The organism is uncultured Aquimarina sp., from assembly GCF_947496855.1.
GTDB lineage: Bacteria > Bacteroidota > Bacteroidia > Flavobacteriales > Flavobacteriaceae > Aquimarina.
In genome coordinates, this window is sequence record NZ_CANMED010000008.1 from 251,842 (window position 1) to 278,130 (window position 26,289).

General features: G+C 32.7%; 27 protein-coding genes and 3 tRNA genes. 16 read left to right on the forward strand and 14 right to left on the reverse strand.

All coding sequences use genetic code 11. The features are described from left to right. Window positions 1–79: 79 nt before the first annotated feature. The 8 genes from Q0921_RS22605 to tgt all read right to left on the reverse strand — a co-directional run bounded on the left by Q0921_RS22605 (window position 80) and on the right by tgt (window position 9,482). Complete coding sequence (locus Q0921_RS22605; protein ID WP_299261035.1) at window positions 80–1,201, reverse strand: alanine--glyoxylate aminotransferase family protein; 1,122 nt, start codon at window positions 1,199–1,201, stop codon at window positions 80–82. 303 nt (window positions 1,202–1,504) lie between these two features. Next, a complete protein-coding gene (locus tag Q0921_RS22610) occupies window positions 1,505–2,299 on the reverse strand; it encodes a DUF6503 family protein (RefSeq protein ID WP_299261037.1) in 795 nt (264 codons plus the stop codon). A gap of 72 nt (window positions 2,300–2,371) precedes the next feature. Further along, window positions 2,372–3,556 carry an asparagine synthetase B gene (locus Q0921_RS22615; protein WP_299261039.1) on the reverse strand — a complete coding sequence of 395 codons (1,185 nt, stop codon included), beginning with the start codon at window positions 3,554–3,556 and terminating at the stop codon, window positions 2,372–2,374. Between the two features lie 79 nt (window positions 3,557–3,635). Then, complete coding sequence (gene dnaB / locus Q0921_RS22620) at window positions 3,636–5,186, reverse strand: replicative DNA helicase (RefSeq protein WP_299261041.1); 1,551 nt, start codon at window positions 5,184–5,186, stop codon at window positions 3,636–3,638. Between the two features lie 168 nt (window positions 5,187–5,354). Beyond that, window positions 5,355–6,308 carry an acetyl-CoA carboxylase carboxyltransferase subunit alpha gene (locus tag Q0921_RS22625; protein WP_299261043.1) on the reverse strand — a complete coding sequence of 318 codons (954 nt, stop codon included), beginning with the start codon at window positions 6,306–6,308 and terminating at the stop codon, window positions 5,355–5,357. Window positions 6,309–6,378: 70 nt separating this feature from the next. After that, entirely contained in the window at window positions 6,379–7,293 is a 915-nt protein-coding gene (locus tag Q0921_RS22630; protein WP_299261045.1) for a DMT family transporter, read from the reverse strand. After that, complete coding sequence (locus tag Q0921_RS22635) at window positions 7,280–8,350, reverse strand: LptF/LptG family permease (RefSeq protein ID WP_299261047.1); 1,071 nt, start codon at window positions 8,348–8,350, stop codon at window positions 7,280–7,282. The genes Q0921_RS22630 and Q0921_RS22635 overlap by 14 nt, the downstream gene beginning before the upstream one ends. A 1-nt stretch (window position 8,351) precedes the next feature. Continuing rightward, window positions 8,352–9,482, reverse strand: a complete 1,131-nt coding sequence (gene tgt, locus Q0921_RS22640; RefSeq protein ID WP_299261049.1) for a tRNA guanosine(34) transglycosylase Tgt — start codon at window positions 9,480–9,482, stop codon at window positions 8,352–8,354. Window positions 9,483–9,659: 177 nt separating this feature from the next. Between tgt and Q0921_RS22645 the strand changes: the two genes are divergently transcribed. The 3 genes from Q0921_RS22645 (at window position 9,660) to Q0921_RS22655 (ending at window position 12,292) form a co-directional block, all read left to right on the forward strand. Further along, a complete protein-coding gene (locus Q0921_RS22645) occupies window positions 9,660–10,505 on the forward strand; it encodes a transketolase (protein ID WP_299261051.1) in 846 nt (281 codons plus the stop codon). Between the two features lie 50 nt (window positions 10,506–10,555). Further along, window positions 10,556–11,509, forward strand: a complete 954-nt coding sequence (locus Q0921_RS22650) for a transketolase family protein (protein WP_299261053.1) — start codon at window positions 10,556–10,558, stop codon at window positions 11,507–11,509. A gap of 165 nt (window positions 11,510–11,674) precedes the next feature. Continuing rightward, window positions 11,675–12,292, forward strand: coding sequence for a porin family protein (locus Q0921_RS22655; protein WP_299261055.1), 618 nt, complete (start codon window positions 11,675–11,677; stop codon window positions 12,290–12,292). A 61-nt stretch (window positions 12,293–12,353) separates the two neighbouring features. Here Q0921_RS22655 and Q0921_RS22660 read toward each other — a convergent pair whose 3' ends face one another. After that, window positions 12,354–13,607 (reverse strand): hypothetical protein, encoded by a 1,254-nt coding sequence (locus tag Q0921_RS22660; RefSeq protein WP_299261057.1) that lies wholly within the window; start codon window positions 13,605–13,607, stop codon window positions 12,354–12,356. Between the two features lie 92 nt (window positions 13,608–13,699). Between Q0921_RS22660 and Q0921_RS22665 the strand changes: the two genes are divergently transcribed. The 3 genes from Q0921_RS22665 to Q0921_RS22675 are packed head-to-tail and all read left to right on the forward strand — an operon-like array spanning window position 13,700 to window position 15,191. Beyond that, on the forward strand, window positions 13,700–14,089 hold the full coding sequence (locus Q0921_RS22665; protein ID WP_299261059.1) for a S4 domain-containing protein: 390 nt from the start codon (window positions 13,700–13,702) through the stop codon (window positions 14,087–14,089). Continuing rightward, window positions 14,086–14,667, forward strand: a complete 582-nt coding sequence (locus tag Q0921_RS22670) for a methyltransferase domain-containing protein (RefSeq protein ID WP_299261061.1) — start codon at window positions 14,086–14,088, stop codon at window positions 14,665–14,667. The genes Q0921_RS22665 and Q0921_RS22670 overlap by 4 nt, the downstream gene beginning before the upstream one ends. A 23-nt stretch (window positions 14,668–14,690) precedes the next feature. Then, the gene (locus tag Q0921_RS22675) at window positions 14,691–15,191 is read left to right on the forward strand and encodes a phosphoribosyltransferase family protein (protein ID WP_299261063.1); all 501 of its coding nucleotides are present in this window, start codon (window positions 14,691–14,693) and stop codon (window positions 15,189–15,191) included. On the opposite strand, the gene Q0921_RS22680 is transcribed toward Q0921_RS22675, so the two are convergent. Beyond that, the gene (locus Q0921_RS22680; RefSeq protein ID WP_299261065.1) at window positions 15,183–15,704 is read right to left on the reverse strand and encodes a shikimate kinase; all 522 of its coding nucleotides are present in this window, start codon (window positions 15,702–15,704) and stop codon (window positions 15,183–15,185) included. The genes Q0921_RS22675 and Q0921_RS22680 overlap by 9 nt on opposite strands. Before the next feature lie 134 nt (window positions 15,705–15,838). On the opposite strand from Q0921_RS22680, the gene Q0921_RS22685 reads away from it, so the two are divergent. The 3 genes from Q0921_RS22685 (at window position 15,839) to Q0921_RS22695 (ending at window position 16,217) form a co-directional block, all read left to right on the forward strand. Beyond that, a tRNA-Lys gene (locus Q0921_RS22685) sits at window positions 15,839–15,911 on the forward strand. A 76-nt stretch (window positions 15,912–15,987) separates the two neighbouring features. Beyond that, a tRNA-Lys gene (locus Q0921_RS22690) sits at window positions 15,988–16,060 on the forward strand. 73 nt (window positions 16,061–16,133) lie between these two features. After that, window positions 16,134–16,217, forward strand: a tRNA-Leu gene (locus Q0921_RS22695). Window positions 16,218–16,293: 76 nt separating this feature from the next. Here the strand turns inward: Q0921_RS22695 and Q0921_RS22700 are convergent. Beyond that, a complete protein-coding gene (locus Q0921_RS22700; RefSeq protein WP_299261067.1) occupies window positions 16,294–16,455 on the reverse strand; it encodes a hypothetical protein in 162 nt (53 codons plus the stop codon). A 138-nt stretch (window positions 16,456–16,593) separates the two neighbouring features. Here Q0921_RS22700 and Q0921_RS22705 point away from each other — a divergent pair, with 138 nt between their 5' ends. Both Q0921_RS22705 and Q0921_RS22710 read left to right on the forward strand, forming a co-directional pair. Continuing rightward, window positions 16,594–16,977 carry a BlaI/MecI/CopY family transcriptional regulator gene (locus Q0921_RS22705; protein WP_299261069.1) on the forward strand — a complete coding sequence of 128 codons (384 nt, stop codon included), beginning with the start codon at window positions 16,594–16,596 and terminating at the stop codon, window positions 16,975–16,977. Beyond that, window positions 16,970–18,298, forward strand: a complete 1,329-nt coding sequence (locus tag Q0921_RS22710) for a M23/M56 family metallopeptidase (RefSeq protein WP_299261071.1) — start codon at window positions 16,970–16,972, stop codon at window positions 18,296–18,298. The genes Q0921_RS22705 and Q0921_RS22710 overlap by 8 nt, the downstream gene beginning before the upstream one ends. 193 nt (window positions 18,299–18,491) lie before the next feature. Here the strand turns inward: Q0921_RS22710 and Q0921_RS22715 are convergent, their stop codons facing one another. After that, window positions 18,492–18,899, reverse strand: coding sequence for a hypothetical protein (locus Q0921_RS22715; protein WP_299261073.1), 408 nt, complete (start codon window positions 18,897–18,899; stop codon window positions 18,492–18,494). A 162-nt stretch (window positions 18,900–19,061) separates the two neighbouring features. On the opposite strand from Q0921_RS22715, the gene Q0921_RS22720 reads away from it, so the two are divergent. The 5 genes from Q0921_RS22720 (at window position 19,062) to Q0921_RS22740 (ending at window position 23,569) form a co-directional block, all read left to right on the forward strand. Next, window positions 19,062–19,586, forward strand: a complete 525-nt coding sequence (locus tag Q0921_RS22720) for a sigma-70 family RNA polymerase sigma factor (protein ID WP_299261074.1) — start codon at window positions 19,062–19,064, stop codon at window positions 19,584–19,586. A gap of 159 nt (window positions 19,587–19,745) precedes the next feature. Beyond that, complete coding sequence (locus tag Q0921_RS22725) at window positions 19,746–20,642, forward strand: MerR family transcriptional regulator (RefSeq protein ID WP_299261075.1); 897 nt, start codon at window positions 19,746–19,748, stop codon at window positions 20,640–20,642. 20 nt (window positions 20,643–20,662) lie between these two features. Then, window positions 20,663–22,159, forward strand: a complete 1,497-nt coding sequence (locus tag Q0921_RS22730) for an NAD(P)/FAD-dependent oxidoreductase (protein ID WP_299261076.1) — start codon at window positions 20,663–20,665, stop codon at window positions 22,157–22,159. 93 nt (window positions 22,160–22,252) lie between these two features. Then, the gene (locus tag Q0921_RS22735; protein WP_299261078.1) at window positions 22,253–23,092 is read left to right on the forward strand and encodes a phytoene/squalene synthase family protein; all 840 of its coding nucleotides are present in this window, start codon (window positions 22,253–22,255) and stop codon (window positions 23,090–23,092) included. Between the two features lie 27 nt (window positions 23,093–23,119). Further along, window positions 23,120–23,569 carry a sterol desaturase family protein gene (locus tag Q0921_RS22740; RefSeq protein ID WP_299261081.1) on the forward strand — a complete coding sequence of 150 codons (450 nt, stop codon included), beginning with the start codon at window positions 23,120–23,122 and terminating at the stop codon, window positions 23,567–23,569. A gap of 4 nt (window positions 23,570–23,573) precedes the next feature. On the opposite strand, the gene Q0921_RS22745 is transcribed toward Q0921_RS22740, so the two are convergent. Together Q0921_RS22745 and Q0921_RS22750 are read right to left on the reverse strand one after the other, a co-directional pair. Then, on the reverse strand, window positions 23,574–24,134 hold the full coding sequence (locus Q0921_RS22745; protein WP_299261083.1) for a thioredoxin family protein: 561 nt from the start codon (window positions 24,132–24,134) through the stop codon (window positions 23,574–23,576). A gap of 385 nt (window positions 24,135–24,519) precedes the next feature. After that, window positions 24,520–26,265 (reverse strand): hypothetical protein, encoded by a 1,746-nt coding sequence (locus Q0921_RS22750; protein ID WP_299261085.1) that lies wholly within the window; start codon window positions 26,263–26,265, stop codon window positions 24,520–24,522. Window positions 26,266–26,289 lie beyond the last annotated feature (24 nt).

Consider the following 26,289-nt stretch of genomic DNA (forward strand, 5'->3'; position numbering starts at 1 on the left):
GTGTATACAAATTTTGCGAATTTAAATCTCAAATTTCACCCTGTTTTCAGTGAAATGTTACTCCCTATTTTCCAGCATATTAACTTTTAAACTCCTTCATATCCTGAAGTGCACTAACCAACATATTCACATGATTTGGTGTGCAACTTTCACCCATTATACCTATACGCCATATTTTACCAGCAAAAGCTCCTAAACCACCTCCTACTTCAATATTGTAATCATTCAATAATCTTTTTCTTAGCAAAGCTTCATCATTTCCTTCAGGTAAAAAAACTGCATTTAAATTAGGCAACCTATATTGTTCTTCAACCAAATATCTAAATCCTAAATTCTCCAGTTTGGTTTTTAAAACCTGATGAACATCTTGATGTCTCTTCCATCTATTTTCTAGTCCTTCTTCCAAAACAATCCTAAGAGATTCCCTTAACGCATATACTGAAGAAACTGGTGCAGTATGATGATATGCACGTTTGGCACCAGCCCAATAGTTTTTTACTAAACTTAAATCCAAAAACCAGCTTTGCACTTTTGTTTTTCTATTTTCCAAAGCCTTTAATGCATTATCAGAAAAACTAACTGGAGATAGTCCTGGAGGTGCACTTAGATTTTTTTGTGTTCCGGTATATATTGCATCAATATTCCAATCATCAACTCTTAGTTCCATTCCACAGTATGACGTCACTGCATCTACCATTAACAATCCACCTGCATTATGTACTAAGTCGCTTATTTCTTTTATTGGTTGTAATGCGCCTGTAGATGTTTCTGCATGAACTAATGCTACTAATTTTGGTTTTTTACATACATCCAATGCTTTTTTAATATCTTCTGGAGTAATTACAGTTCCCCAATCTACCTCAACTTTATGAACTTTAGCACCACATCTTTCTGCTATATCAGCCATTCTTCCTCCAAACACTCCATTAATACAAATAATTGCCTCATCTCCTGGTTCTAATAAATTAACCAAACAAGTTTCCATACCTGCACTTCCCGGAGCAGAAACGACAAATGTCATATTATTTTGAGTCATAAATGTATCTTGTACCATTGTTTTGACTTCATCCATAATAGTTACAAATTCGGGATCTAAATGACCTATTAATGGAGTGGACATTGCTTTTAGTACTCTAGGATGTGCATCCGATGGTCCCGGCCCCATAAGTATCCTATTGCTTGTAGTAAGTTCTGTATACATAAAATTAGTTTTGCGTGTGTTACTATATCGTTTTCGTAAATAGAATTAGATAAAAGATATAAAATTAGTTAATTCTAAAAATGTACTCAAAGTGACTTTATTGTATTCCTGTTAAAAAGCCCATCAACAATGATTATTTCGCAATAAAAGAGTAGATTTTTTTCTTTAAATTATCAAATCCTAAAAATTGCATATATATTTTTATCAAAAAAGTTTTCGTTTTACTAATAAAGTAAAGAGCTCCACCAGTTTTTGACTAGTAGAGCTCTTTACACTTATAAAAGCTTATATTTTATATAAGATTTATTTTTCTTCTTTTGGTTTACTGAATATAGATGAATTCATTTTCTCTGTGCTTGCCGAAGCATTTACAAAATTTCTTTCGCTTTTAATTTCGCCAACAACTCCATCTTCATATGTTCTCCATTTTAAGGTTTCAGGAAGTAATAAGCCATTAACGTCACTCCAATTAGTGTATTCTATCAAACTTATCTTTTCGCTACTTTCTTTACTAAAAAACGTTACTGTATATCCTAAATATTTCATCTTATAAGAATCCGCTTCATAATACAAGAAATAGTTGTCTTTTGGAGAATCACCAATCGCTTCTCCATAAGATATTTTATAACCTGGATACGACGCATCGCCTACTTTAAGATCATCAACTTTTTCATAAGAAATACCTTCATCTCCCAACACAAAAGGCATTGCATAAAAATAAAACATAAGATTATGATAAAAACGAGGGTTTCCTTTAAAATAAGTAGAATCTTGTTCAATCCAGGCTTCTTCCCCATCAAAACCTAATACAAATTTATCTGTTTCTATACGAGCATGTCTAGTCTTTAGGTCAGTAATATGTTTTTCATTACCCTCTGGGTTAGAAAGTTCAAAAACAAGTGTGTTCTGTTCATCAAAAGCTTTAATTCCGCCATGAGCTTTAAGAACAGCGGCTATATCTGTTGGGAAATCTTTAGAACGATTAGGAGTAATTACTTCTACTTTCTCTTCTACAACAATTTCTTTTTCTTCTTTAAGAGTTTCTTTACAAGAAAACAAAACACCTAAAATTACAGTGAATAATGTTATTTTTTTCATTTTTGAATGGTTAAGGTTATAGTATAATTGACCATAGTCGTATTGTTTTCGTAACCTTACAAGAAAAATAAATTAAGTTTTCTGTTTCTTCTTTTTTGCAGCAGGAAATAGTACGTTATTAAGAATCAAACGATATCCAGGAGAATTAGGATGTAATTCTAATTCCGTTTTTGGATCTCCTACTCTATGTTGATAATCTTCAGGGTCGTGACCTCCATAAAAAGTAAAAAAACCTTTTCCTTTTATTCCATGAATGTATCTAGCTTCATTATTAGTTCTATTTTCTCCCAATACTAATACATTGGATTTAATTTCGCTAGGATCATATGCAGTGGTTTGTCCCATAAATCCTTTCACCAACGCAGTGTGATTCTGACAAAGCATTGTAGGAATTGGATCCCATTTTGCCGAAAAATCCATTAGTGTAAAATAATCAGTGGTTTTAGAAATACGACGTTTCCTAGTCATATCAATAGAAGAAAACTCATAAACATTAGGACTACGTTCTAATGTAAAATCTTTAAACGCAAAGGTGTTATTATAATTAATTTTAGATTGGTATCCAGGCTCACTCGGATCTCCATCAAACATTGGTTCACATATGTCTACTCCTTCTGCCGCTAATGCTATCTCAAAACTATCTGTTGCGCTACACATAGCAAACATAAACCCACCTCCCACAACATAATCTCTAATTTTTAAAGCAACGCCTAATTTTTCCTGAGAAACTTTTTGATATCCTAAATCACTTGCTAACTTTTCTGCTTGAGCCTTTTCTCTTATGTACCAAGGAGCTGCTCTATATGAAGAATAAAACTTACCATACTGTCCGGTAAAATCTTCGTGATGTAGATGTAACCAATCAAATAATATTAAATTATCTTCTAATACTTCTTTATCATATACCGTTTCATAAGGGATTTCTGCAAAAGTAAGTACCATGGTTACTGCATCATCCCAAGGTTGATTTCCTTTTGGAGAATATACCGCTATCTTTGGAGCTTTTTCTAATATAACCGCTTCCATATTCTTAGATGGGCTGCTAATTTCTGCTAGAATTTCCTCTGTATTGGAATCACTTAACACTTCATACGAAACTCCTCTGATCGTACATTCTTTTCTAATATCTTCTGTATCAGGCAAAAGAAAAGATCCACCTCTATAATTAAGTAACCATTTTACTTTAAGATCTTTACTTAATGTCCAATAGGTAATTCCATAAGCTTTTAAGTGATTTTGTTGACTTTCAGCATCCATGGGTATTAATACATACGAAGCATATGATTGGAATGAAAGAAAAAACAAAAAAATACAAATCGAAAACTTATACAGGTTTCTAGAAAGGAACGTCATCATCATTATTAGAATCATTTATGCTACTCCCAAAAGCTTCATCGGCACTAGGAAGATGCTTTGCACTAAAAGGGTCTTCTTCTTGCTCTTTACCATCGTTCATTTTAGAATGAAACTCAAAAGGAGTACTAAAGTCATCTAAGTTATCAAATTTACCTAAGTGACCAATGAACTTTAACCTAATATTTTCTAAACCACCATTACGGTGTTTCGCTACAATAAACTCTCCTTGTCCTTGTGTGGGAGATCTTTCTTCATCATCCCATTCGTCTATCTTATAATATTCTGGTCTAAATATAAATGCTACAATATCTGCATCTTGCTCAATTGCTCCAGATTCCCTCAGGTCACTTAATAACGGTCGTTTACTCCCTCCACGAGTTTCTACTGCACGTGATAACTGTGATAATGCAATAACTGGTATATTTAATTCTTTTGCTAACGCTTTGAGGTTACGAGAAATTGTTGAAATTTCTTGTTCACGATTTCCGTTCTTACCGCTTCCACCAGCAGTCATCAACTGTAAATAATCTATTACAATCATTCGTATTCCATGCTGCGAAGCCAAACGTCTTGCCTTTGCCCTTAAATCAAATATAGAAAGAGAAGGTGTGTCATCTATAAACAGTGGTGCCTTTTCTAAATCTTTTACCTTTACATTAAGTTGTTCCCATTCATGTTTTTCTAACTTACCAGTACGCAATTTTTCAGAAGAAAGTCCCGTTTCAGAAGATATCAAACGTGTGATTAACTGTACAGAAGACATCTCTAATGAGAAGAACGCAACAGGAATATTAGCCCCAACAGACATATTTCGTGCCATCGATAATGTCAAAGCCGTTTTTCCCATACCCGGACGTGCTGCAACGATTATTAAATCACTGGGTTGCCAACCGGAAGTAAGTTTATCTAACTTATCAAACCCAGAAGGCACTCCACTCATTCCTTCTTTATTAGATATTTCCTGGATTTTTTTCTTAGCTTGGATTACCAAATTCTGGGCAGTCTCCGTGGATCTTTTAATATTTCCTTGGGTTACTTCATATAATCTAGATTCTGCCATATCCAAGAGATCAAAAACATCAGTTGTCTCGTCATAGGACTCTTCTATAATTTCATTTGATATTTTAATGAGACTACGCTGAATATATTTCTGCAAAATTATACGTGCATGAAACTCGATATGTGCAGAAGATGCTACCTTTTGGGTTAATTGTATAAGATAAAATTCCCCACCCGCTAATTCTAGTTTTGCATCCTTCTTAAGTTGACTAGAAACCGTTAATAAGTCTATTGGTTCTGAATTTTCGAAGAGTTTGTAAATCGCTTCAAAAATGTGTTTATGAGACTCTCTGTAAAAAACATCAGGATTAAGAATGTCAATTATTTCATCAACTCCTTTCTTATCAATCATCATTGCCCCAAGCACAACCTCCTCTAAATCAGTTGCTTGAGGAGGTATTTTTCCTTTTTCTAACGAAATTACGTTCCCCCGACCATAATTAGATTGCTTCCCTTCCTGTACTTTTTCCATAACCACGAATGTAAAAAAATTGTAAAGAGATGGACCCTATACAACGATAATGAATGTCCACCGGTCATCAACAATTGAACTGTTGATAACTTAATTATATTGTTAATAAGCATAAAAAAATCCGAAGTCAAAAACTTCAGATTTTTGTGTCAAGTGATTTATTAGGGGTTAGCCTTTAAAGACTCCCATATTTGCATATTTATCCATACGTTTTTCCACCAATTCTTCTGGTGATAAGTTTTTCATCTCATCAAAAGACGATAAAATTTTGTCTCGTACTGTTTTAAATGTTTTTTCACGGTCATTATGTGCCCCACCAATTGGTTCTCTTACGATTTCGTCTACAACTTTAAGTTTAGCACTATCTTTTGCAGTTAATTTTAAAGCTTCTGCTGCAATTTCTTTTTGCTCCCAACTCCTCCATAATATAGAAGAACAGTTTTCTGGAGAAATAACAGAATACCAAGAATTCTCTAACATCAATACTTTATCACCTACTCCTATACCTAATGCTCCACCACTAGCACCTTCTCCAATAATAATAACAGTGATAGGTACTTTAAGACGAGTCATTTCAAGAATATTTCTAGCAATAGCTTCGCCTTGTCCTCTTTCTTCTGCTTCTAAACCTGGATAGGCTCCAGGTGTATCTATAAAACTTACTACAGGAATATTAAATTTCTCTGCACTTTTCATTAATCGAAGTGCTTTTCTATAGCCTTCTGGATTAGCCATACCGAAGTTACGATATTGTCTTGTTTTCGTATTATACCCTTTTTGCTGGCCAATAAACATGAAGGTTTGGTCTCCGATTTTACCAAGACCTCCTATCATTGCCTTATCATCTTTAACATTACGATCTCCGTGTAACTCTAAAAAAGAATCACCACAGATTGCATTAATGTAATCCAAGGTATACGGTCTAGATGGATGTCTGGACAATTGTACTCTCTGCCAAGCAGTAAGGTTTTTATAAATTTCCTTTTTTGTCTCGTTTAACTTCTTTTCGATTTGCTTGCAGGTGTCAGTAACATCAACGTCACTTTCCGCTCCTATAGCACAAGCTTTCTCAAATTGTTCCTCGAGTTCTTTTATGGGGAGTTCAAATTCTAAATATTCCATATCAAGAATATGTTTTTAGGTTTAACTAGGGTTAGCAGGCAAATATAAAACAATACTTGTTAAACTAGTATTAAGACCTTTGTCTTTTTATTTTTTTAATATTTTTAAATATTCCGTTTAACACGACAGTGCTTAGTATAATAAGGGCTCCGTAGTAAAATTCAGGATTCATTTTTTCTGAATCTCCAAAAATTAAATACGCCAATACTATTCCATAAATTGGTTCCAGATTGATGGTTAACATTACTGTATAAGGACTTAAGTATTTCATTACCTGAACAGAACCAATAAAAGCATAAGCTGTACAAAAAGATGCCAAAATAATGAGATACACCCAATCCGAAGTTGACAATTGAAAAAAAGCTACTGAAAAACCGTCATTACCGTTTCCTAAAAAAGAAGCTCCCATTAAATAAATAGTTACAAAACCAACACCACTTAATAATTCGTAAAAAGAAATCATCGATGGCGAATATTGCTGAGCTATCTTTCCGTTAATCAATGAAAAAACTGAAGACAGAAAAGCCGAACATATTGCATATATAATACCCAAAAAATAATCTCCTTCTACATTAAAAATAATATAAAGTCCACAAATTACCATAAGACCAAATACAACTTCATACCATATCAGCTTACGTTTATAGAAAATAGGCTCCAAAATTGAAGTAAAAAACGCTCCTGTAGATAGTACAGCTAAAGTTATAGAAACATTAGATGCTTTTATTGCCGCAAAAAATGTAATCCAATGTAGCGCTATGATTGCTCCTGCAAAACATAAGGTTACAAGAAGTTTTGCGGAAATGTTTAAAGAAATTTTTCTTAAATAAATATAGATATAAATAAATCCTGAAGCCATTAACATTCGATACCATACTAAAGGTAATGCATCAATAGAAATTAATTCTCCAAGTATTGCAGTAAACCCCCATACAAATACGATAAAATGAAAATGCAGGTAATTTTGAAGCTTAACGTTTGGCATTATACAATAGATAAATTGCTAAAATCCCGAAAGAAACATTAGGAAACCATACTGCCACTAAAGGTGGAAAATCAGATTGATTTGCCATCGTACCTAGTACTTTATCAAAAAAGATAAAAACAAAGGCTAATGAAATACCGACTGCAAGATTCACTCCCATTCCTCCTCTTCTTTTCATAGAAGAAACGGCAACTCCTATAACCGTTAGAATAAATGCCGAAACTGGAATACTCCATCTTTTATAAGCTACCACTTTGTAACGATTAATATCTGATGATCCTCGTTTACTTTCTTTTTCTATAAACTCACTTAGTTCTACGTAATTAAGCGTTTCTGCTACGTAAGTCACTGGTGTAAATTCATCAATATTAAAAGGTAATACAGTATCTTTTTTTCTAGCTTTCTCAATTATATCTTCATTTTCTAAAACTGTTCGTTTTACAAAATCTCTTAGCTCATAAATACTATCCTTAAAGGTTATTGTTCTTGCAGAAATTTTGGTTACCAACTTATTACCATCAAAATACTCTAATGTGAAATTAGTAGCAGATTTTTTAAGCGGTTTAAAATCATTTGCATACAAAAATATACTATCATTTAATTGTCTATATACATTCCTGGTTTCTTGTACTTTTTTACCTTTCTTTAAATAAGTATATTTAAATTCATTAAACCCCTGACTTGCTCTAGGTGCTAAAAACAAACCCATGGCCAAAGCTCCAGCACAAATTAAAATAGCTCCTATCATATAAGGTCTAAGAAATCTCCAAAACGAAACACCGGAACTTAAAAAGGCTATAATCTCTGTTTTATTTGCCAATTTAGAAGTAAACCAAATCACGGAAAGAAATACAAATAACGGGAATAATAGGTTTGCGAAATATATCGTAAAATCAAGATAATAAGATGCGACCGCAGCAAATGGTGCTTTGTGTTCTAATATATTATCAATTTTTTCTGAAAGGTCTACTATGATACCGATTGGAATAAACATGAGAATCATTGTAAAAAATGTCCCCAAATATCTTTTAAGTATGTACCAGTCTAATATTTTCAAATTATAATCTTTTATCCATTTGTTTAACCATCATATTTTTCCAAGAATAAAAATCTCCCGCTAAGATATGTTTTCTTGCTTCTCGAGTCAACCATAAATAAAATCCTAAATTATGAATGGTGGCTATTTGTTTTCCTAATAATTCATTTACCGAAAAAAGATGCTTTAAATATGCCTTAGAATATTCGGTATCTACAAACGTAATTCCCATTTCATCAATGGGTGAAAAATCATCTTCCCATTTTTTATTTTTCATATTAATAGTACCGTGAGCTGTAAAAAGCATTCCATTACGAGCATTACGAGTAGGCATAACACAATCAAACATATCAATACCCAGTGCAATATTCTCTAAAATATTGATAGGTGTACCTACACCCATTAAATACCTAGGCTTATCTTCTGGTAAAATTTCTGTTACTACTTCTGTCATTGCATACATCTCTTCAGCTGGCTCACCTACAGATAAACCTCCTATTGCATTTCCTTCTGCACCTGCGTTTGCTATATATTCTGCTGACTGTCTTCTTAGGTCTTTATAAGTACTTCCTTGCACAATTGGAAAAAAAGTCTGATCATATCCATATTTAACAGGAATTTTTTCTAGATGTTGCATACATCTATCTAACCATCTGTGTGTCATATGCATACTCCTTTTTGCATATCCATAATCACACGGATATGGAGTACATTCATCAAAAGCCATTATAATATCTGCTCCTATAGTACGCTGTATTTCCATCACATTCTCTGGAGTAAAAACATGATAAGAACCATCTATATGGGATTTAAATTTAACCCCTTCCTCCTTGATTTTTCGATTTGCTGATAAAGAATATACCTGATAACCTCCACTATCCGTAAGGATATTTCGATCCCAATTCATGAATTTATGCAAGCCTCCAGCTTTCTCTAAAATAGGAGTTTGTGGTCTTAGGTATAAATGATAGGTATTTCCTAAAATAATATCAGGGTTGATATCATTCTTTAGCTCTCTCTGATGAACTCCTTTAACAGTCCCTACTGTACCAACTGGCATGAAAATTGGAGTCTCAATAACTCCGTGATCAGTGGTTATTTTTCCAGCTCTAGCTTTACTTTGAGGATCTGTAGATAATAGGTCGAATTGCATAATTTTTATTTCGTAGAGCGCAAAGATAACTAACTAAAACTACTTTGATAAAATGAAGTTTCCGAAAACTTTTCGTTATTAACAATAGGATCTTAATTAAAAGGTGTTCAGACATTTTGCCACGGTAATCAAAACCTGTATTTTTGCGCCTTAATCATTAAGCCAATTAGCATTACAATGCCAAAAACACAACAATTAGAAGATTTTGTAACTCAGGTTCGTAGAGATATACTACGACAAGTTCACAAAGTAAACTCAGGACATCCAGGTGGTTCTCTGGGATGTACAGAATTTTTTGTAGCTCTTTATCAAGAAATTCTAGAAAGAAAAGATGGATTTGATATGGATGGAAAAGAAGAAGATCTTTTTTTCTTATCTAATGGTCATATTTCTCCCGTTTTTTATAGTGTATTAGCAAGAAGCGGATATTTTCCTGTAGAAGAGCTAAATACTTTTAGACTAATTAATAGCAGACTTCAAGGACACCCTACGACACACGAAGGTCTTCCTGGTATTAGAATTGCATCGGGATCTTTAGGTCAAGGAATGTCTGTAGCTATTGGAGCAGCACAAGCTAAAAAATTAAACAATGACGATCACATTGTATATAGTCTTCACGGAGATGGAGAATTACAAGAAGGTCAGATTTGGGAAGCAGCTATGTATGCATCTGGAAAAAAAGTAGATAATCTTATTTCTACTATAGATCTTAACGGACAACAAATTGACGGATCTACAGATGATGTTTTACCATTAGGTAGTCTAAGAGCTAAATTTGAAGCTTTTGGCTGGGATGTTATGGAAATCACAGAAGGAAACAATATTACTTCTGTTATAGAAGGTCTTAAAGAAGCAAAAACCAGAACAGGAAAAGGAAAACCCGTTTGTATTTTGATGCATACTGTTATGGGAAATGGAGTAGACTTCATGATGCATACTCATGCATGGCACGGTAAAGCTCCAAATGACGAGCAATTAGAAATAGGTTTAGCACAAAATCCTGAAACTTTAGGAGACTATTAGGTCATAAAAAGAGATTTCTGCTTTACAGAAATCATTGAAAAAAAAGATACATGAAAAAATATATAGATACAGGAAAAAAAGATACACGCTCTGGTTTTGGAGTAGGTCTTGAAGTACTTGGAAAAACAAACGAAAATGTTGTAGCACTTTGTGCAGATCTTATTGGTTCTCTAAAAATGGATGCTTTTATAGCAAATAATCCAGATCGTTTTTTTCAGATCGGAATTGCTGAAGCCAATATGATGGGTATTGCCGCAGGATTAACTATCGGAGGAAAGATTCCTTTTACAGGAACTTTTGCGAATTTTTCTACAGGTCGTGTTTATGATCAAATACGTCAGTCCATTGCATACAGTGGAAAGAATGTAAAAATATGTGCCTCTCATGCAGGTTTAACTCTTGGAGAAGATGGGGCTACTCATCAAATTTTAGAAGACATTGGATTAATGAAAATGTTACCAGGAATGGTAGTCATCAATCCTTGTGATTATAATCAAACGAAAGCAGCTACAATTGCAATAGCAGATTACGAAGGACCAGTATACTTGCGTTTTGGAAGACCTAAAGTAGCTAACTTTACTCCAGAAGATCAAAAGTTTGAAATCGGAAAGGCAGTTCATTTACAAGAAGGTACAGATGTTACAATTGTAGCCACAGGACACTTGGTATGGGAAGCATTACTAGCTGCAGAAGCTTTACAGGAAAAAGGAATTAGCGCTGAAGTAATTAATATTCATACGATTAAACCTCTCGATAACGAAGCTATTTTAAACTCTGTTAAAAAGACAGGTTGTATAGTTACTGCAGAAGAGCATAACTTTTTAGGAGGACTAGGAGAAAGTGTATCCAGAGTATTGAGTCAAAACCATCCTACTCCACAAGAATTCATTGCTACTAATGATACTTTTGGAGAAAGTGGAACTCCTGATCAACTGATGGAAAAATATGGATTAAATGCTGAATCCATAACTAACGCAGCAGAAAAAGTTATAAAGAGAAAATAATATTCTGCTCCTTAAATTAAATAAATATCTAAAGTCTTCTGTAAAATAACAGAAGGCTTTTTTATTACGCCTTAGAATAATCTGGAACCATTTTCGTTATAAAGAAAACACTAACCACCAAAAAAATAGTTTAATTATTTATTCATCTTTTAAAACGTATTTAAAATGAAAAATGTATTAGTGTTTTTAATTCTCTTCAACTCCTTAGGGCTTATCGCACAAGAAAAAGGAATAAACTTCGGTGTGAAAGCTGGTCTTAATTATGGGGATAATGGTAAAATTGAATTCAATGACGTCACAAATGCTGGAGGTAATCTGCTATCCGAAAATGCGGATGATCGTGTAGGATATCACATTGGAATTTTCTTAAGAGGAGATATTACTGATAGTTTTTATCTAAAACCAGAACTACAATATACTCAGAATAGTAGCTCGTATTCGTTTGACAATAGAAAACTAGATTATAATATAAAGAAACTAGATTTACCTATTTTGGCAGGAATATACCTTTTAGGACCTTTGCACGTATTTGGTGGCCCTTCTTTGCAATACATTATAGATAATGACTTAGAAGATGTACAACTAAGTGAGGTGAAAAATGAATTTACTGTTGGTCTTCAATTTGGAGTTGGGTTACAAATAAGGCGTCTTAATATAGACCTAAGGTATGAAAGAGGAATTACCGAAAATCAAGCTCAAACAATTGATCAAAATACGGGTCAAACAATTAGAGTAGATTCCAGACCAAATCAATTTATAATAAGTTTAGCTTTAGATTTATAGTTTTCCTAAAACTTGACTAGTCCTAAATAATCTGTATCGATTATTTAGGACTAGTCATCATTTACAAAAACTCTCTCGATGTGGAGTCATCAGTATCAAGATAATTTGGTATACCATCTCCATCTGTATCATCATTGGTTGGGTCTCCATCACCTATATCGTTAGTAGGGTCTCCATCACCATCTCGATCAACAGTTAAATCCTCATCAGGCTCTAAATCTTCATTTATAGTCAGTGTTCCATCACCATCATCATCTGGATCGAAAAAATTAGGAAAATTATCTGAATCCGTATCATCATTGGTTGGATCACGATCCCCGATATCATTAGTTGCGTCACCATCACCATCTCTATCAACACTTAAATCCGAATCAAGCTCTAAATCTTCTAAATACGAAGGTATACCGTCATTATCGTGATCAGATTCTACACTTCTATATAACTGGATACTAAATATAAGGGGTGAATATTGAGGGATACCCGTTTGTATTTCATCGAAATAAGCTAGTCCGGACGGCATAAATACTGTGAAATCACCAAAATCCATATTATAATCCACAGTGCCATTATCATCATTTTCAATAAATCCTGACGCACCACTAACTTCTACTGTACCTTCTCTAAATCCCGGTAAAACCCCATTCAAATCAAACCATACTGGAGTGACAGCACTATCAAAAACTCTTCTATCAGGATTATTATTATCCACCTGATCATTTTCATCTATAATCCCATCTCCATCACTATCTAATGAATCAGGATTATTATCAATATCAGAATCATCGGCAATTCCATCTCCATCACTATCCGTTTTAGTTTCAGAATCACTTAAAGCATCAGGCTCGTTATCTCCATCTGCATCCACATCTGCATTATCAGGAATACCATCTCCATCCTGATCTACATTATCATAAAAAATCTCTCCTTTATATGTTACAAAAACTGAATCTGCAAAGGTTGGTTGACGCTCGGATGTCGCTCCAATATTTCGTTTCAAAAGATATAAAGTATAATCCACATCATTACGAGTAATCGTTTTCGTCTCAAGAAGCCCAGAATCCCAAATAGAAGTCTGACCACTATTATCACCTGCAATAGTATCAAATTGTATGTTTTGATAATCAGGGTTCGCACTATTATCTACTAAAGTAAAAAAATGCGTCCTTAAGTAACTTTGTATTATAGGCTCTTCATCTTCTTGCTGTTCCGTCACATCCCTTGGCGGAATACTAACAAAACCATCATCATCATTACTACAGGCATAAAAGGCCGAAACAACAACTCCTATGGCAAAAATATAACTTCTTACTTTCATCTGATTGCTTTTTTGAAGGCGCAAGATACAATTTTCTTGTACTTTTGCTGAACTATTATTAGAGATAAAACGCATTTTTTAATCATTTTTTTATGCGAGTTGATAAATATTTATGGTGTATCAGATATTTCAAGACACGTAGTATTGCTACAAAGGCTTGTAAGGACGGTAAAATTCGTGTAAACGGAGATATTGTAAAACCATCTAGAGAAATATACCCTACCGATAAAATTACTGTTCGTAAAAACCAACTTAATTACGAACTAGTTGTTTTAGACACACCAAAAAGCCGACTTGGTGCTAAACTAGTCGACATATACCGTAAAGACGTAACTCCTGTCGAAGCGTTGCAAAAATTAGATCTTTTAAATTACTCCAAAGACTATTATAGAAAAAAAGGTACTGGTAGGCCAACTAAAAAAGACAGAAGGGATATTGATGATTGGTTTGAAGAACCTGGTGATAAGGATAGCGAAGAATGAAATTAGATGCGTATTTCTGGAGTAATAAATACAAACTACATCAAACGGGTTGGGATATTGGGCATGCCTCTCCTCCAATCTCATCATATTTTGATCAATTAGATGATAAAGATCTTAAAATATTAATTCCTGGATGTGGAAATGCTTATGAAGCAATACTTTTATTTGAAAGAGGATTTAAAAACTTATATATATTAGATTTTGTAAAAGAAATACTTAATAAATTTGAAGAAAAACAACCTAATTTTCCTAAATCTCAAATATTAAATGAAGATTTTTTTAGCTTAGACGATCAATTCGATATTATTGTAGAACAAACATTTTTCTGCGCCTTATCACCTGATCAAAGAACAGCTTATGTTTCTAAAATGAAATCTCTATTAAAACCCGAAGGAAAACTAGTTGGTTTATTTTTTGATTATGATTTCAAAAAAACTGGCCCTCCATTTGGCGGAAATCAACAGAAATATTTAACACTATTTTCTTCATCTTTCAAAATTAAAACATTGGAAAAATGTTATAATTCCATTCCTCCACGTATGGATAACGAACTCTTTTTTATCTTTGAGAATAATTGAAAAAAAATTAACACTGTTTATATATGCAAGCTAAAGACAATATCATTCTTACTCATCAACAAATTCAGCATAAGATTAAGCGAATAGCTTATCAGATTTATGAAACTAATGTAAATGAAAAAGAGATCGTTATTGCCGGTATTGCAGAAAACGGATACATTTTTGCTCAAAGATTAAAAGATATTTTAGAAGATATTTCTAGTATTAGTGTTACACTTTGTGAGGTAACAATGGATAAATCTTCTCCGCAAAACACAGTTCAAACCTCGATCTCATCATCAGCATATGAAAACAAATCTCTTATCCTAGCCGATGATGTTCTTAATTCAGGAACAGCCTTGGCATATGGAGTAAAACATTTTTTAGATGTTCCACTAACAAGATTTAAAACAGCAGTTCTAGTGAATCGGAATCATAAAAAATATCCCATTAAGGCTGATTTTAAAGGAATTTCTTTATCTACCTCCCTACATGAGCATGTAAATGTAACTTTTGGCAAAAACGATCTTGCCATACTAGAGTAAAGTATTTTTTATCTCTGTTGCTATTTCTGCAACAGTTTTGTCATCTGTAGAAATGATATATTTAGCCTGATTATAATAAAATGAACGTTCAAAAAGGTGTTTTCTAATAAAATCCTTCAGATCATCTTTAGAAGATATGTGCGATATTAAAGGTCGTTTTTCTTTTTCTAAAAACAATCTATTTACTAATTCTTGTAACGATGTTTTTAAATAGACGCTTTTAGCATTTTCCATATTTTTTATAATTTCCAGATTCCCTGCAAAACAAGGCGTTCCTCCACCGAGAGAAATTATAGTATTTGTATACCTTTCTAAGGCCTCTTTTAAATATTGATTTTCTTTTTTTCTAAAATATATTTCTCCTTTATCTTTAAAAATTTGATTTACTGATTTTTTTTCTTGAGACTCAATGTAATCGTCAAGGTCAAGACATTCCATTTCTAATTTAGAAGCTAAATCCTTGCCAATCGATGATTTACCACATCCCATATACCCTAATAAAATAATATTCATAAACTAAAATTTAGGTTATTTATGCCAGAAAAAAAGGGCATTTAAAATAAAATGTAAATTTATATTAAATTCTTCTTGAAAAATAAATTAATGATAGTATATTTGCACCCGCATTCAAGGAAAAAAGAATGTATGACCTGGTAGCTCAGTTGGTAGAGCATCTCCCTTTTAAGGAGAGGGTCCTGGGTTCGAGCCCCAGCCCGGTCACAACAATGAATAATAGTTATTTAGAAATATTATTCGACTTAGAGTTCTTTAAAATATTTGATAATTAATTATCAATGACCTGGTAGCTCAGTTGGTAGAGCATCTCCCTTTTAAGGAGAGGGTCCTGGGTTCGAGCCCCAGCCCGGTCACTAAAAAGTATCGCAATTATCTTGTGATACTTTTTTAGTTTTACACTATATTGTAATACAAGCATCTTCATTTACCCGGATGCTGGAATTGGTAGACAGGCATGGTTGAGGGCCATGTGTCCATTAGGGCGTGTGGGTTCGACTCCCATTCCGGGTACTTTTATCTTCATTAACTACAGTGTTTATAGGTGTTCAATTTTCAAGCGTATAGAGTTGTGGACAGTAGTAAGGTTTTAAAAGATATTTATTAGCTTCTCATTAAAAGCTAATTCTGGATAATCAACCTTTTTAATGATATATTCAAAATTACTTTCTTTTTTAGGGGAATAGAGATTTCGACTAACAGGATAACAGCTTAATGAAGAATCATCATAAGGAAGATTGATAAGTTCCATTATACCTTTTTCAGAAAGATCACAATCTTATCTCAATTCACACACAACTTTTAGGAATGATCCAAATCTATGACTATAAAAATAGTTTTATTACTATATTTATAGTTTTATTACTAAAAATATAGTTATATTCGTAATATGAAAGATTTAACAAAGGCAGAAGAACAGATTATGAGATATCTCTGGAAGCTAGAAAAAGCATTTCTAAAAGATATTGTAGAACAATTCCCTGAACCTAGACCTGCTTATACAACCATATCAACAGTCATTAGAACTTTGGTAACAAAAAACTTTATAAGTTTTAATACGTACGGAAGAATTAAAGAATACTATCCTTTAATATCTAAAGATATATATTTCAAAAATCATTTTAAAGGAGTGGTCAAAAACTTCTTCAGTGGATCGATAAGCAAGTTTGCTATGTTTTTCACCAATGATGAAGATTTAAATGTATCAGAATTAGAAAAAATGAAGCAGTTAATTGAAGAAAAAATCGATAAACTAAAGAAAGAAAATGAATAACTTTTTTATATACTTAATACAAGCTAGTTTTTGTTTGGCTGTTTTATACAGTTCGTATTATATTTTCTTTAGAAAATTGACTTTTCATAAAATCAATAGAATCTTATTATTGTGTTTATTACCAATATCTATATGCCTTCCATTCTTAAATCAAATAGAACTTATAATTCCAAATCAGATCATTATTATACCAGATTTTGATGATATTTTACTTAGAAAGAATGCTACTAAGGATATTCTTTTAGAACCTGTAAAACACTCAGAAAAAGATCGGAGTTCGATTCATTTACTATGGCTTGTTTATAGTATTGGTATGTTTATATGCTTACTAAGGTTATTATCGTCCATTACACAATTACATAAACTAAAGAAACGGTCTGAAACTTTCATTAAAGACGGGTATTCTTTTATTGCAGCAGACATACCTACTGTATTTTCGTGTTTTCGTTGGATTTTTATTCCAAAAAATGAAAAAAATAAAATCGATGCATCCATATTAGAACACGAAAAAGTCCACATAAAACTTGGCCATACCGTCGATCTAATAGTAACAGAAATATACCTAGTTGTATTCTGGTTTAACCCTTTCTCTTACCTATTTAGAAAATCCATTAAGTCCATTCACGAGTATCAAGCGGATCAGTCTGTAATTAACGGCCAAATTAAAAAATCAAATTACCTAAAACTCTTAGTAAAAAATCTGGGAACAAACCAAAGCATAAAATTATATAGTTATTTCAATCATTCATTAATCGAAAAACGAATAGACATGATCACAAAAACCAATTCCAATCAAAAAAATCTTATCCGATACATTTTGCTTATTCCTTTACTGGCAGTGCTTTTTATGGCATTTATAAAACCAAAGTCTAATACTCATCATAGTATAGAGCAGGTATTGACAGAGGAAATTGTTACAGAAACTCCACCTTCTATTTTCCCAATCCAAAATGGATCAAAAAATGATATTACAGCTGTTTATGGTAAAAACTTTAACCATCCGATACGAAAAAAGAAAGTATTCCATGGCGGTATAGATATCAGAGCAAAAATAGGAACTCCAATCATTGCCACTGCAAATGGGACTATTACGCTTGCCAAAAGCCAAGGTGATTGGGGAAACCTAATTGTCATCTCCCACGCCGATGGTTATGAAACTTGGTATGCACATCTGGAAAACTTCAATATTAAGAAAGATCAACAAATCCAAAAAGGCCAAGTTATAGGTTATAGCGGAAATACTGGACTTTCTACTGGACCTCATCTTCATTATGAAGTAAAACGTAATGGAAAAAGATTAAATCCTATAGATTATTTTTAATAGCATAGTTTAAAAACAGGCAAAGATAAAAAAAGATGTCCTTGCCTGTTTTTCATTAGTAGTTACATCAAAAAAAGCTTCACCTTCCAAATGCACTATTCTGTTTTTTTTACTGAAGGCCCAAAATGTTGCGGGAATTTTAAGGTACTTGCTGCGTTTAACCAGACTTTGGTTTTATCGATATTTTTAATTATTAACTGATATTTCCTTTTTTTTCACCAATTATAGCTCCACTTGCATTAACCAAATTTTTTTTATCATCAAAATCCATATAGGTTATTGTGCCGTCTACTTGAGAGATTTTAATCTTATCTTCTGATATCATATCAACCTCTACTACATCCAAGTTAGTTCTGTTGACAGATATGTCTGATTTAGTATAATAATAAACACCCAACACTACTCCAACTAAAACCGCAGCATAAGAAATGGCCCTTAGCAAAGGTGTTAATGATATTATTTTTGTTTCCTTGTGATCAATTGTATCTACAAAACGTTTATATGCCTTTTCTGAGTTCATTGGTAACTCTTCTTTTTCTGAATTCCAATTCTTTACTTCTTTTTTGAAAAACATTTCATTCTCAGGGATTTCACAATCCATTGTCTCAATTTTTTTTCTGAATTAGAAAGTTCACCTTCCAGATATTTTTTAATTATTGTTAAATAATGATTCATTTTTTTCTTTTTCTACATACATGATGCAAGAATCTCATTAATCCCCTACTTTATTCTAATTTTTATAATTTAGCAAGTGATTGTCATTATGAAAAGTAACTACCCTGACATAGAAAAATTACTGATTGAAGGATTAATAGCCGGAAATCAAAAAAGTTATAAAGTCATATTTAACCAATATTACCAATGGTTATGTACCTACGTTTATAAACTCTCTAATAATACTGCTTTCTCTGAAGATCTGGTGCGAAATGCTATGTTACGACTTTGGGAAAAAAATCATCTTTTTCGTTCCTGTCATAATGAATTTTTGATGCATTTACGCAAACTAAAGAAGGAAATTGATTTATTAGATGAATTAAAATGGAAAGCACTTTTCGAACTTTATACTGAAAAAGAAGAAAGACAGCAAGAAGCTAATTGGTTAAAACTAGAAAATTCGATTGAGCAGCTTCCTGAAAAATGTAGAGAGGTCTTTAAACTAAGTAGATTAGAACAAAAAAGACACAAAGAAATTGCTAAAATTCTTGGTATTTCTACGAAAACCGTGGAGGTACATATTACTAGAGCCTTACGTTTCTTAAAAACTAATATTTCTGGATTTTTCTTTTGAAAGAGAAAAATAGAACATCGGCTAAAGAATACTAATATTTAATAGTTCTAACTCTTCTTTTGTAAATCTTTTTAACAATTATCGTTAATAATTTAACAAGAACTACCTATTGATTTCTTTCTTTTTTATTTACATTTGTTTAACCTTTATTCAAAAAGAGTGAACAACGTTAAGCAAAATTTCAGTATTAAAGATCTTGAAAATTTATGTGGTGTAAAAGCTCATACTATCAGAATATGGGAAAAAAGATATAATCTCTTATCCCCAGATCGTACTGAAACCAATATACGTACTTATAGTTTAAAAAGTCTACAGAAGTTGCTTAATGTTACTTATCTTGTTAACAGTGGCTATAAAATCTCTAGAGTTTCTAAACTTAATAATGAAGAGATTGATGAATATGTAAGAAGGATAGTGTCTGACAAAAGCACTAAAAATCAAGCAATTAATTCACTTAAAATATCCATGCTTAATTACGATTTACAATTGTTTTTGGGTACATATGAACAACTTTCAGAAAAAAGAACTTTTAGACAGATCTTTACTGATGTTTTTATTCCGCTTTTAACTGAGATAGGGTTATTATGGCAAACAAATACGATTAGTCCTTCTCACGAGCATTTTATTACAAACCTTATTAAACAGAAACTATTAATTAATATAGAGAAACTGCAGTACTCTAAATCCACAAAAACGGATAAAGCTTTTATTCTGTATCTCCCAGAAAATGAAATACATGAATTAGGATTACTCTATATTAATTATGAAATTTTATTAAAAGGATACAAAGCCATTTATCTCGGTCCAAGTATACCCTTAGACAGCCTGCCTAATATGTTGTCATTTCATGAGAACACAGTTTTTCTTTCATATTTCACTGTAAGACCAGAAAAAGATAAAATAGGGGAATATGTTCAAAAATTTAATGAAATAGTGTGCTCCAAAAGAGAAAGCGAATTCTGGATGCTTGGTAAGCAAACTATGCATGTTTCTGGTAGCAGTGGATCTAATCATCGTTACTTTTTATCCATAACTGACCTTCTTAAAGAATTATAGTAGATTTTTAAATAAACCTTATGTCCCACAAAAAAGTAGTAATCATCGGTTCTGGCTTTTCATCCCTTTCTGCCTCTTGTTATCTGGCAAAATTAGGATATGATGTTACTGTATATGAAAAAAATGATACTGTCGGCGGTAGAGCGAGACAACTAAAGAAAGAAGGATTTACATTTGATATCGGTCCATCTTGGTATTGGATGCCAGATGTATTTGAGAAGTTTTTTAATGATTTTAATACTTCGGCTTCTGAATTTTATACATTGGATAAATTAAATCCAGCGTACAAAGTATTCTTTGAAAATAAAGAAAGTATCACTATCGAAGATACCTTAGAAAAAATCTATGCAGCTTTCGAAAAAGAAGAAAAAGGAAGTTCTAATAAATTAAAGAAGTTTATATCTGCTGCAAAAAGCAATTATGATATAGCTATTAAAGAATTAGTTTATAGACCAGGGGTTTCCCCCATAGAATTAGTAACGAAAGAAACTATTAAGAAAATAGGGCAATTTTTTAGCACTATTTCCAAAGAAGTAAGAAAAGAATTTAAGAATAAAAAATTAATTCAGATTCTAGAATTTCCAGTATTATTTCTTGGAGCAAAACCAAGCGATACCCCTGCTTTTTATAGTTTTATGAATTACGCAGATTTCGGATTAGGAACTTGGCATCCACAAGGAGGAATGTATCAGGTTATCTTAGGGATGAAAAAATTAGCTGAATCCTTAGGAGTTCAGTTTTTCATTAACGCTCCTGTTGATAAAATTTTGGTTGAGAATGGTATTGCCAAAGGGATTGTTGTTAATAATGCTGAAATCAAAGCGGATATTGTATTATGTGGTGCAGATTATCATCACGGGGAAACCTTATTAGATCAGAAATATCGACAGTATTCCGAATCCTATTGGGAACGCAAAACGTTTGCTCCTTCTTCTCTTCTCTTTTATGTTGGATTTGATAAAAAACTAAAAAACATACACCATCATAATTTATTCTTTGATACGGATTTTGACCTACACGCAAAAGATATTTATGATGAGCCTAAATGGCCTGACGAGCCTCTTTTTTATGCCAACTTTACTTCTGTTACGGATTCAGGTTCTGCTCCAGCTGGAAAAGAAAATGGTTTTTTCTTAATTCCTTTAGCTCCCGGTATTGAAGACACACCTGAACTAAGAGAGACATATTTTAATAAAATCATAACTCGTTTTGAGAATTTAACAGAACAAAATGTTCAAAATAATATTATATTTAAAGAGTCTTTTTGTGTGAAAGATTTTATAAAAGAATACAATTCATATAAAGGGAATGCCTATGGAATGGCTAACACGTTATTACAAACGGCATTTTTAAGACCTAAGTTGAAAAGTAAAAAGGTACAACACCTATTTTTTACGGGTCAACTTACTGTTCCAGGACCAGGAGTACCACCATCATTAATTTCTGGAAAACTAGTAGCTGGACTAATAGAATCAAAATTTAATTTATCTAGTAAACCTAAATTGCAGACTGTGTGATGTAAGAATGCATCCTACTATATTATGCAATAGACCTAACATTAATTTAAGGATTAAATCCACAAAAATTAAACCTTAACTAAAATCGAACTGATGAAAGCTTTATTTGACTCCGTTTCTTATAGTTGTAGCAAACTTGTTACTAACTCTTACAGTACTTCATTTTCTTTAGCATCCAAAATGTTATCAGATTCTATTCGTCAGGACATCTATAATATTTATGGATTCGTAAGATTTGCCGATGAAATTGTAGATAGCTTTCACGACTATGATAAGGAAAAATTATTCAATGATTTTGAAACTGAAATGTATAAAGCCATCGATTATAAGATTAGCCTAAACCCTATTCTTAATTCATTTCAGCAAACGGTTCATCAGTATAATATACAACCAGAACTGTATGAAGCTTTTATGAAGAGTATGCGATTAGATCTTCATAAAAAGAACTATTTAACTGATATTGAGTATAAAGAATATATTTATGGCTCTGCAGATGTTGTTGGACTTATGTGTCTTAAGGTATTTGTAAACGGAGATGATAAGCAGTATGATGAATTGAAGGAAAGTGCTAAGCATTTAGGTTCTGCTTTTCAGAAAGTAAATTTTTTACGTGATCTAAAAGCGGATTTTGAAGACCTGAGTCGTACATATTTTCCAGATACTGATTTAAGACAATTAGACGAGGATTCTAAACTTAGAATTATAGAAGAGATTCAAGAAGATTTTGATAAAAGTTTTGAAGGTATTATGAAATTACCAGTTGAAGCAAAATTTGGGGTATACACGGCGTATATATACTATAAAAAATTACTTAACAAACTAAAAGCTACGCCTTCTGTAGAAATTAAAAACACTAGAATCCGAGTACCTAATTATCAAAAGTTTGGACTGCTTGCTAAATCATATTTTGATTACAGATTGAATCTAATTTAATAATGCATTTAACGAAATTTATCTAAAATGAATGTTCTAATTTGGATATTGATTTTTATAGTCACATTCTGTTTTATGGAATTCATGGCATGGTTTACTCATAAATATATCATGCACGGTTTTCTATGGTCTTTACACAAAGATCACCACCACAAGAATCACAGTAGTTGGTGGGAACGTAATGATTTATTCTTTGTGTTTTATGCAGTAATAAGCATGACTTCTATCCTGCTCCATGATCCTATAACTTTCTGGGCAGGAGAATCGATAGGTTTTGGAATTCTAGCCTACGGTATTGCCTATTTTTTCGTTCATGATATATTTATACACCAACGATTCAAGCTATTCCGAAATGCAAATCATTGGTATGCTAAAGGTGTTAGAAGAGCTCACAAAATACACCACAAACACTTAAATAAAAGTAAAGGAAAATGTTTTGGAATGCTATTTGTTCCTTTTAAGTATTTTAGAAGTTAGGAATTTACTCCGCCAATAATTGATCTATAGCGGTTCTCACCTTATCAGTATTCCAGTCAGCTGCACCAATTTTATGAATTACTATATTTCCCTTCTTGTCGATAAGATATGTACCAGGAATAGGCTTATGGACAAAAGGCTTAGGATGCTCTGATAGCGCCCTATAAATTGGATAATTATAACTTTTATCATCCATAAATTTATTTAGTTCCGGGTCATCATCTTCAGTCAAAAACACAAATACTACTTTATCTTTATAATCATTATACAACTCTTGTAATGATGGCATTTCTGCAATACAAGGTGGACACCAAGTTGCCCAATAATTTAGTAACACTACTTTACCTTCAGCCGTATCAAAATTCATTGATTCCGTATTTACTCCGTGAAGTTTCCAATTATAAGAGGATACCTGAGTTCGTTCCTCTATATCCACTAAGTTAGGGCTAAAAGAAAATATTCTGGTAAGAAAAATCTGCATCATTCCCCTAGTATTCGGAATAAAAAAAAGCAGTAAAATAACTACAAAAATCAGGTTAGATATATTCTTTTTATTGAATTTCATAAAAGATTTTCTATTATATAGGTAATTAAATTTGTCGGTAAAAAAATGTTTCCTTGCAAAAGTATATATAATCTGCGATAAAAGATTATCTAACAATTAGTAAAATGTATTTAATAGTTATCGAAATGTAAATTTCGAAATGTAAATCTTAGTCTTCATTAAGATAAGCTCAGCTATATATTTTGAATGTCTCGTTGATACAAATTTTCAAAATAAAGTTTCGCTAAATTAATAAAGCGCAACCTTTGGTTGCGCTTTAAAACTAACAAAAAAACAATAATGAACTATTGTGTTATACTCCCCGTGAGATAGGAAGCTACGTTAAGTTCACATTATCATTAATCATCATTATTTTCTTTTTCATTATAAGATAAACCTCTTTTAGTTATTGTCTTGTTACCTGAATAGAATTAGATAAACTAAAACAACCTTTCAGATCACTTGTGTTCATATCCATTGCCAATCCTTCTACTCCATTCTCGTATCTTAAGTACCAGATAAAACATACTCCTGCTCCTGCTGCATCAAAATCCACTCCTTCTACCATAGCTAATGTTCCTGGTAATCCTAAAATTTTTCCTTGATCATCGGTAATAACCCAAGTGCTATTTGGGCCCGTAGCATTAGAGCTATCTAATGTTATTCCACTTACCATATCAGGAGTTCCGTCAACCATAAAAGTAAAAGGACCTCCGGATAATACTCCTGAACTTGTGTTACAATTTCTGGTAACTGTAATTGGATTAGAAAGATCAAACATTCCTGTAACATCATTAGCATTCATACCCATTTCTAATCCTGTAACCGTTCCATTATACCTTGCATACCAAATTAAACAAACACCTAGACCTGCAGCGTCAAAATCTACACCTTCTACAGCCATTAGTGTTGGTGGTAATCCAAGTATATTTCCTTGATCATCCGTAACAATCCAAGTACTATTATCTCCAAAAGTATTAGCATCATCTAACGTGATTCCTGAAACCATATCGGCAGTTCCATCTACATCAAACTCAAAAGGGCCACCAGCAATAGTTCCTGCATTTACTACTTGATTACGCTCTACTGTAATTGAATTAGAAAGATCAAAATCTCCAGTAACATCATTAGCATTCATCCCCATTTCCAATCCTGTTACAGATCCACTATATCTTGCATACCAAATTAGACAAGTTCCTGCTCCTGCTTCGTCAAAGTTCACACCTTCTACTGCCATTAATGTTGGTGGTAATCCAAGAATATTCCCTTGATCATCAGTTACTATCCAAGTACTATTATCTCCAAAAGCGTTGGTATCATCTAATGTAATTCCTGATACCATATCCGCTTCTCCATCAACATCAAACTCAAAAGGTCCTCCAGAAATAGTTCCTGCATTTACTACTTGATTACGATCTACTGTAATTGAATTAGAAAGATCAAAATCACCTGTTACATCATTGGCATTCATTCCCATTTCTAATCCTGATATCGTACCTTCATAACGTGCATACCAAATCAGACAAGTTCCTGCTCCAGCTTCGTCAAAGTTTACACCTTCTACTGCCATTATTGTTGGCGGTAATCCAAGAATATTTCCTTGATCATCTGTAACAATCCAAGTACTACCAGAACCAAATGCATTAGTATCATCTAATGTGATTCCGGATACCATGTCTGCTTCCCCATCTACATCAAATTCGAATGGACCACCAGAAATAACCCCAGCATTTGCAACTTGATTTCTGATTACGGTAATAGAGTTAGAAAGATCAAAATCACCTGTTACATCATTGGCATTCATATCCATTTCTAAACCGGTAATCGTTCCATTGTATCTAGCATACCATATTAAACAGGTTCCTGTACCAGCTTCATCAAAGTTTACTCCTTCTACTGCAGTTAATGTAGGTGGTAATCCAAGAATATTCCCTTGATCATCAGTTACTATCCAAGTACTACTTGTACCAAATGCATTAGTATCATCTAATGTAATTCCAGATACCATGTCTGCTTCCCCATCTACATCAAATTCGAATGGACCACCAGAAATTTCTCCGGCATTAGCGACAGATATTGTATCGTCATCATCCTTACAGGAAACTGCGATTAATCCTATCGCAAGCATTCCTATCATTAATTTTTTAAACATTGCCTTTTGTTTTATGATTATTAT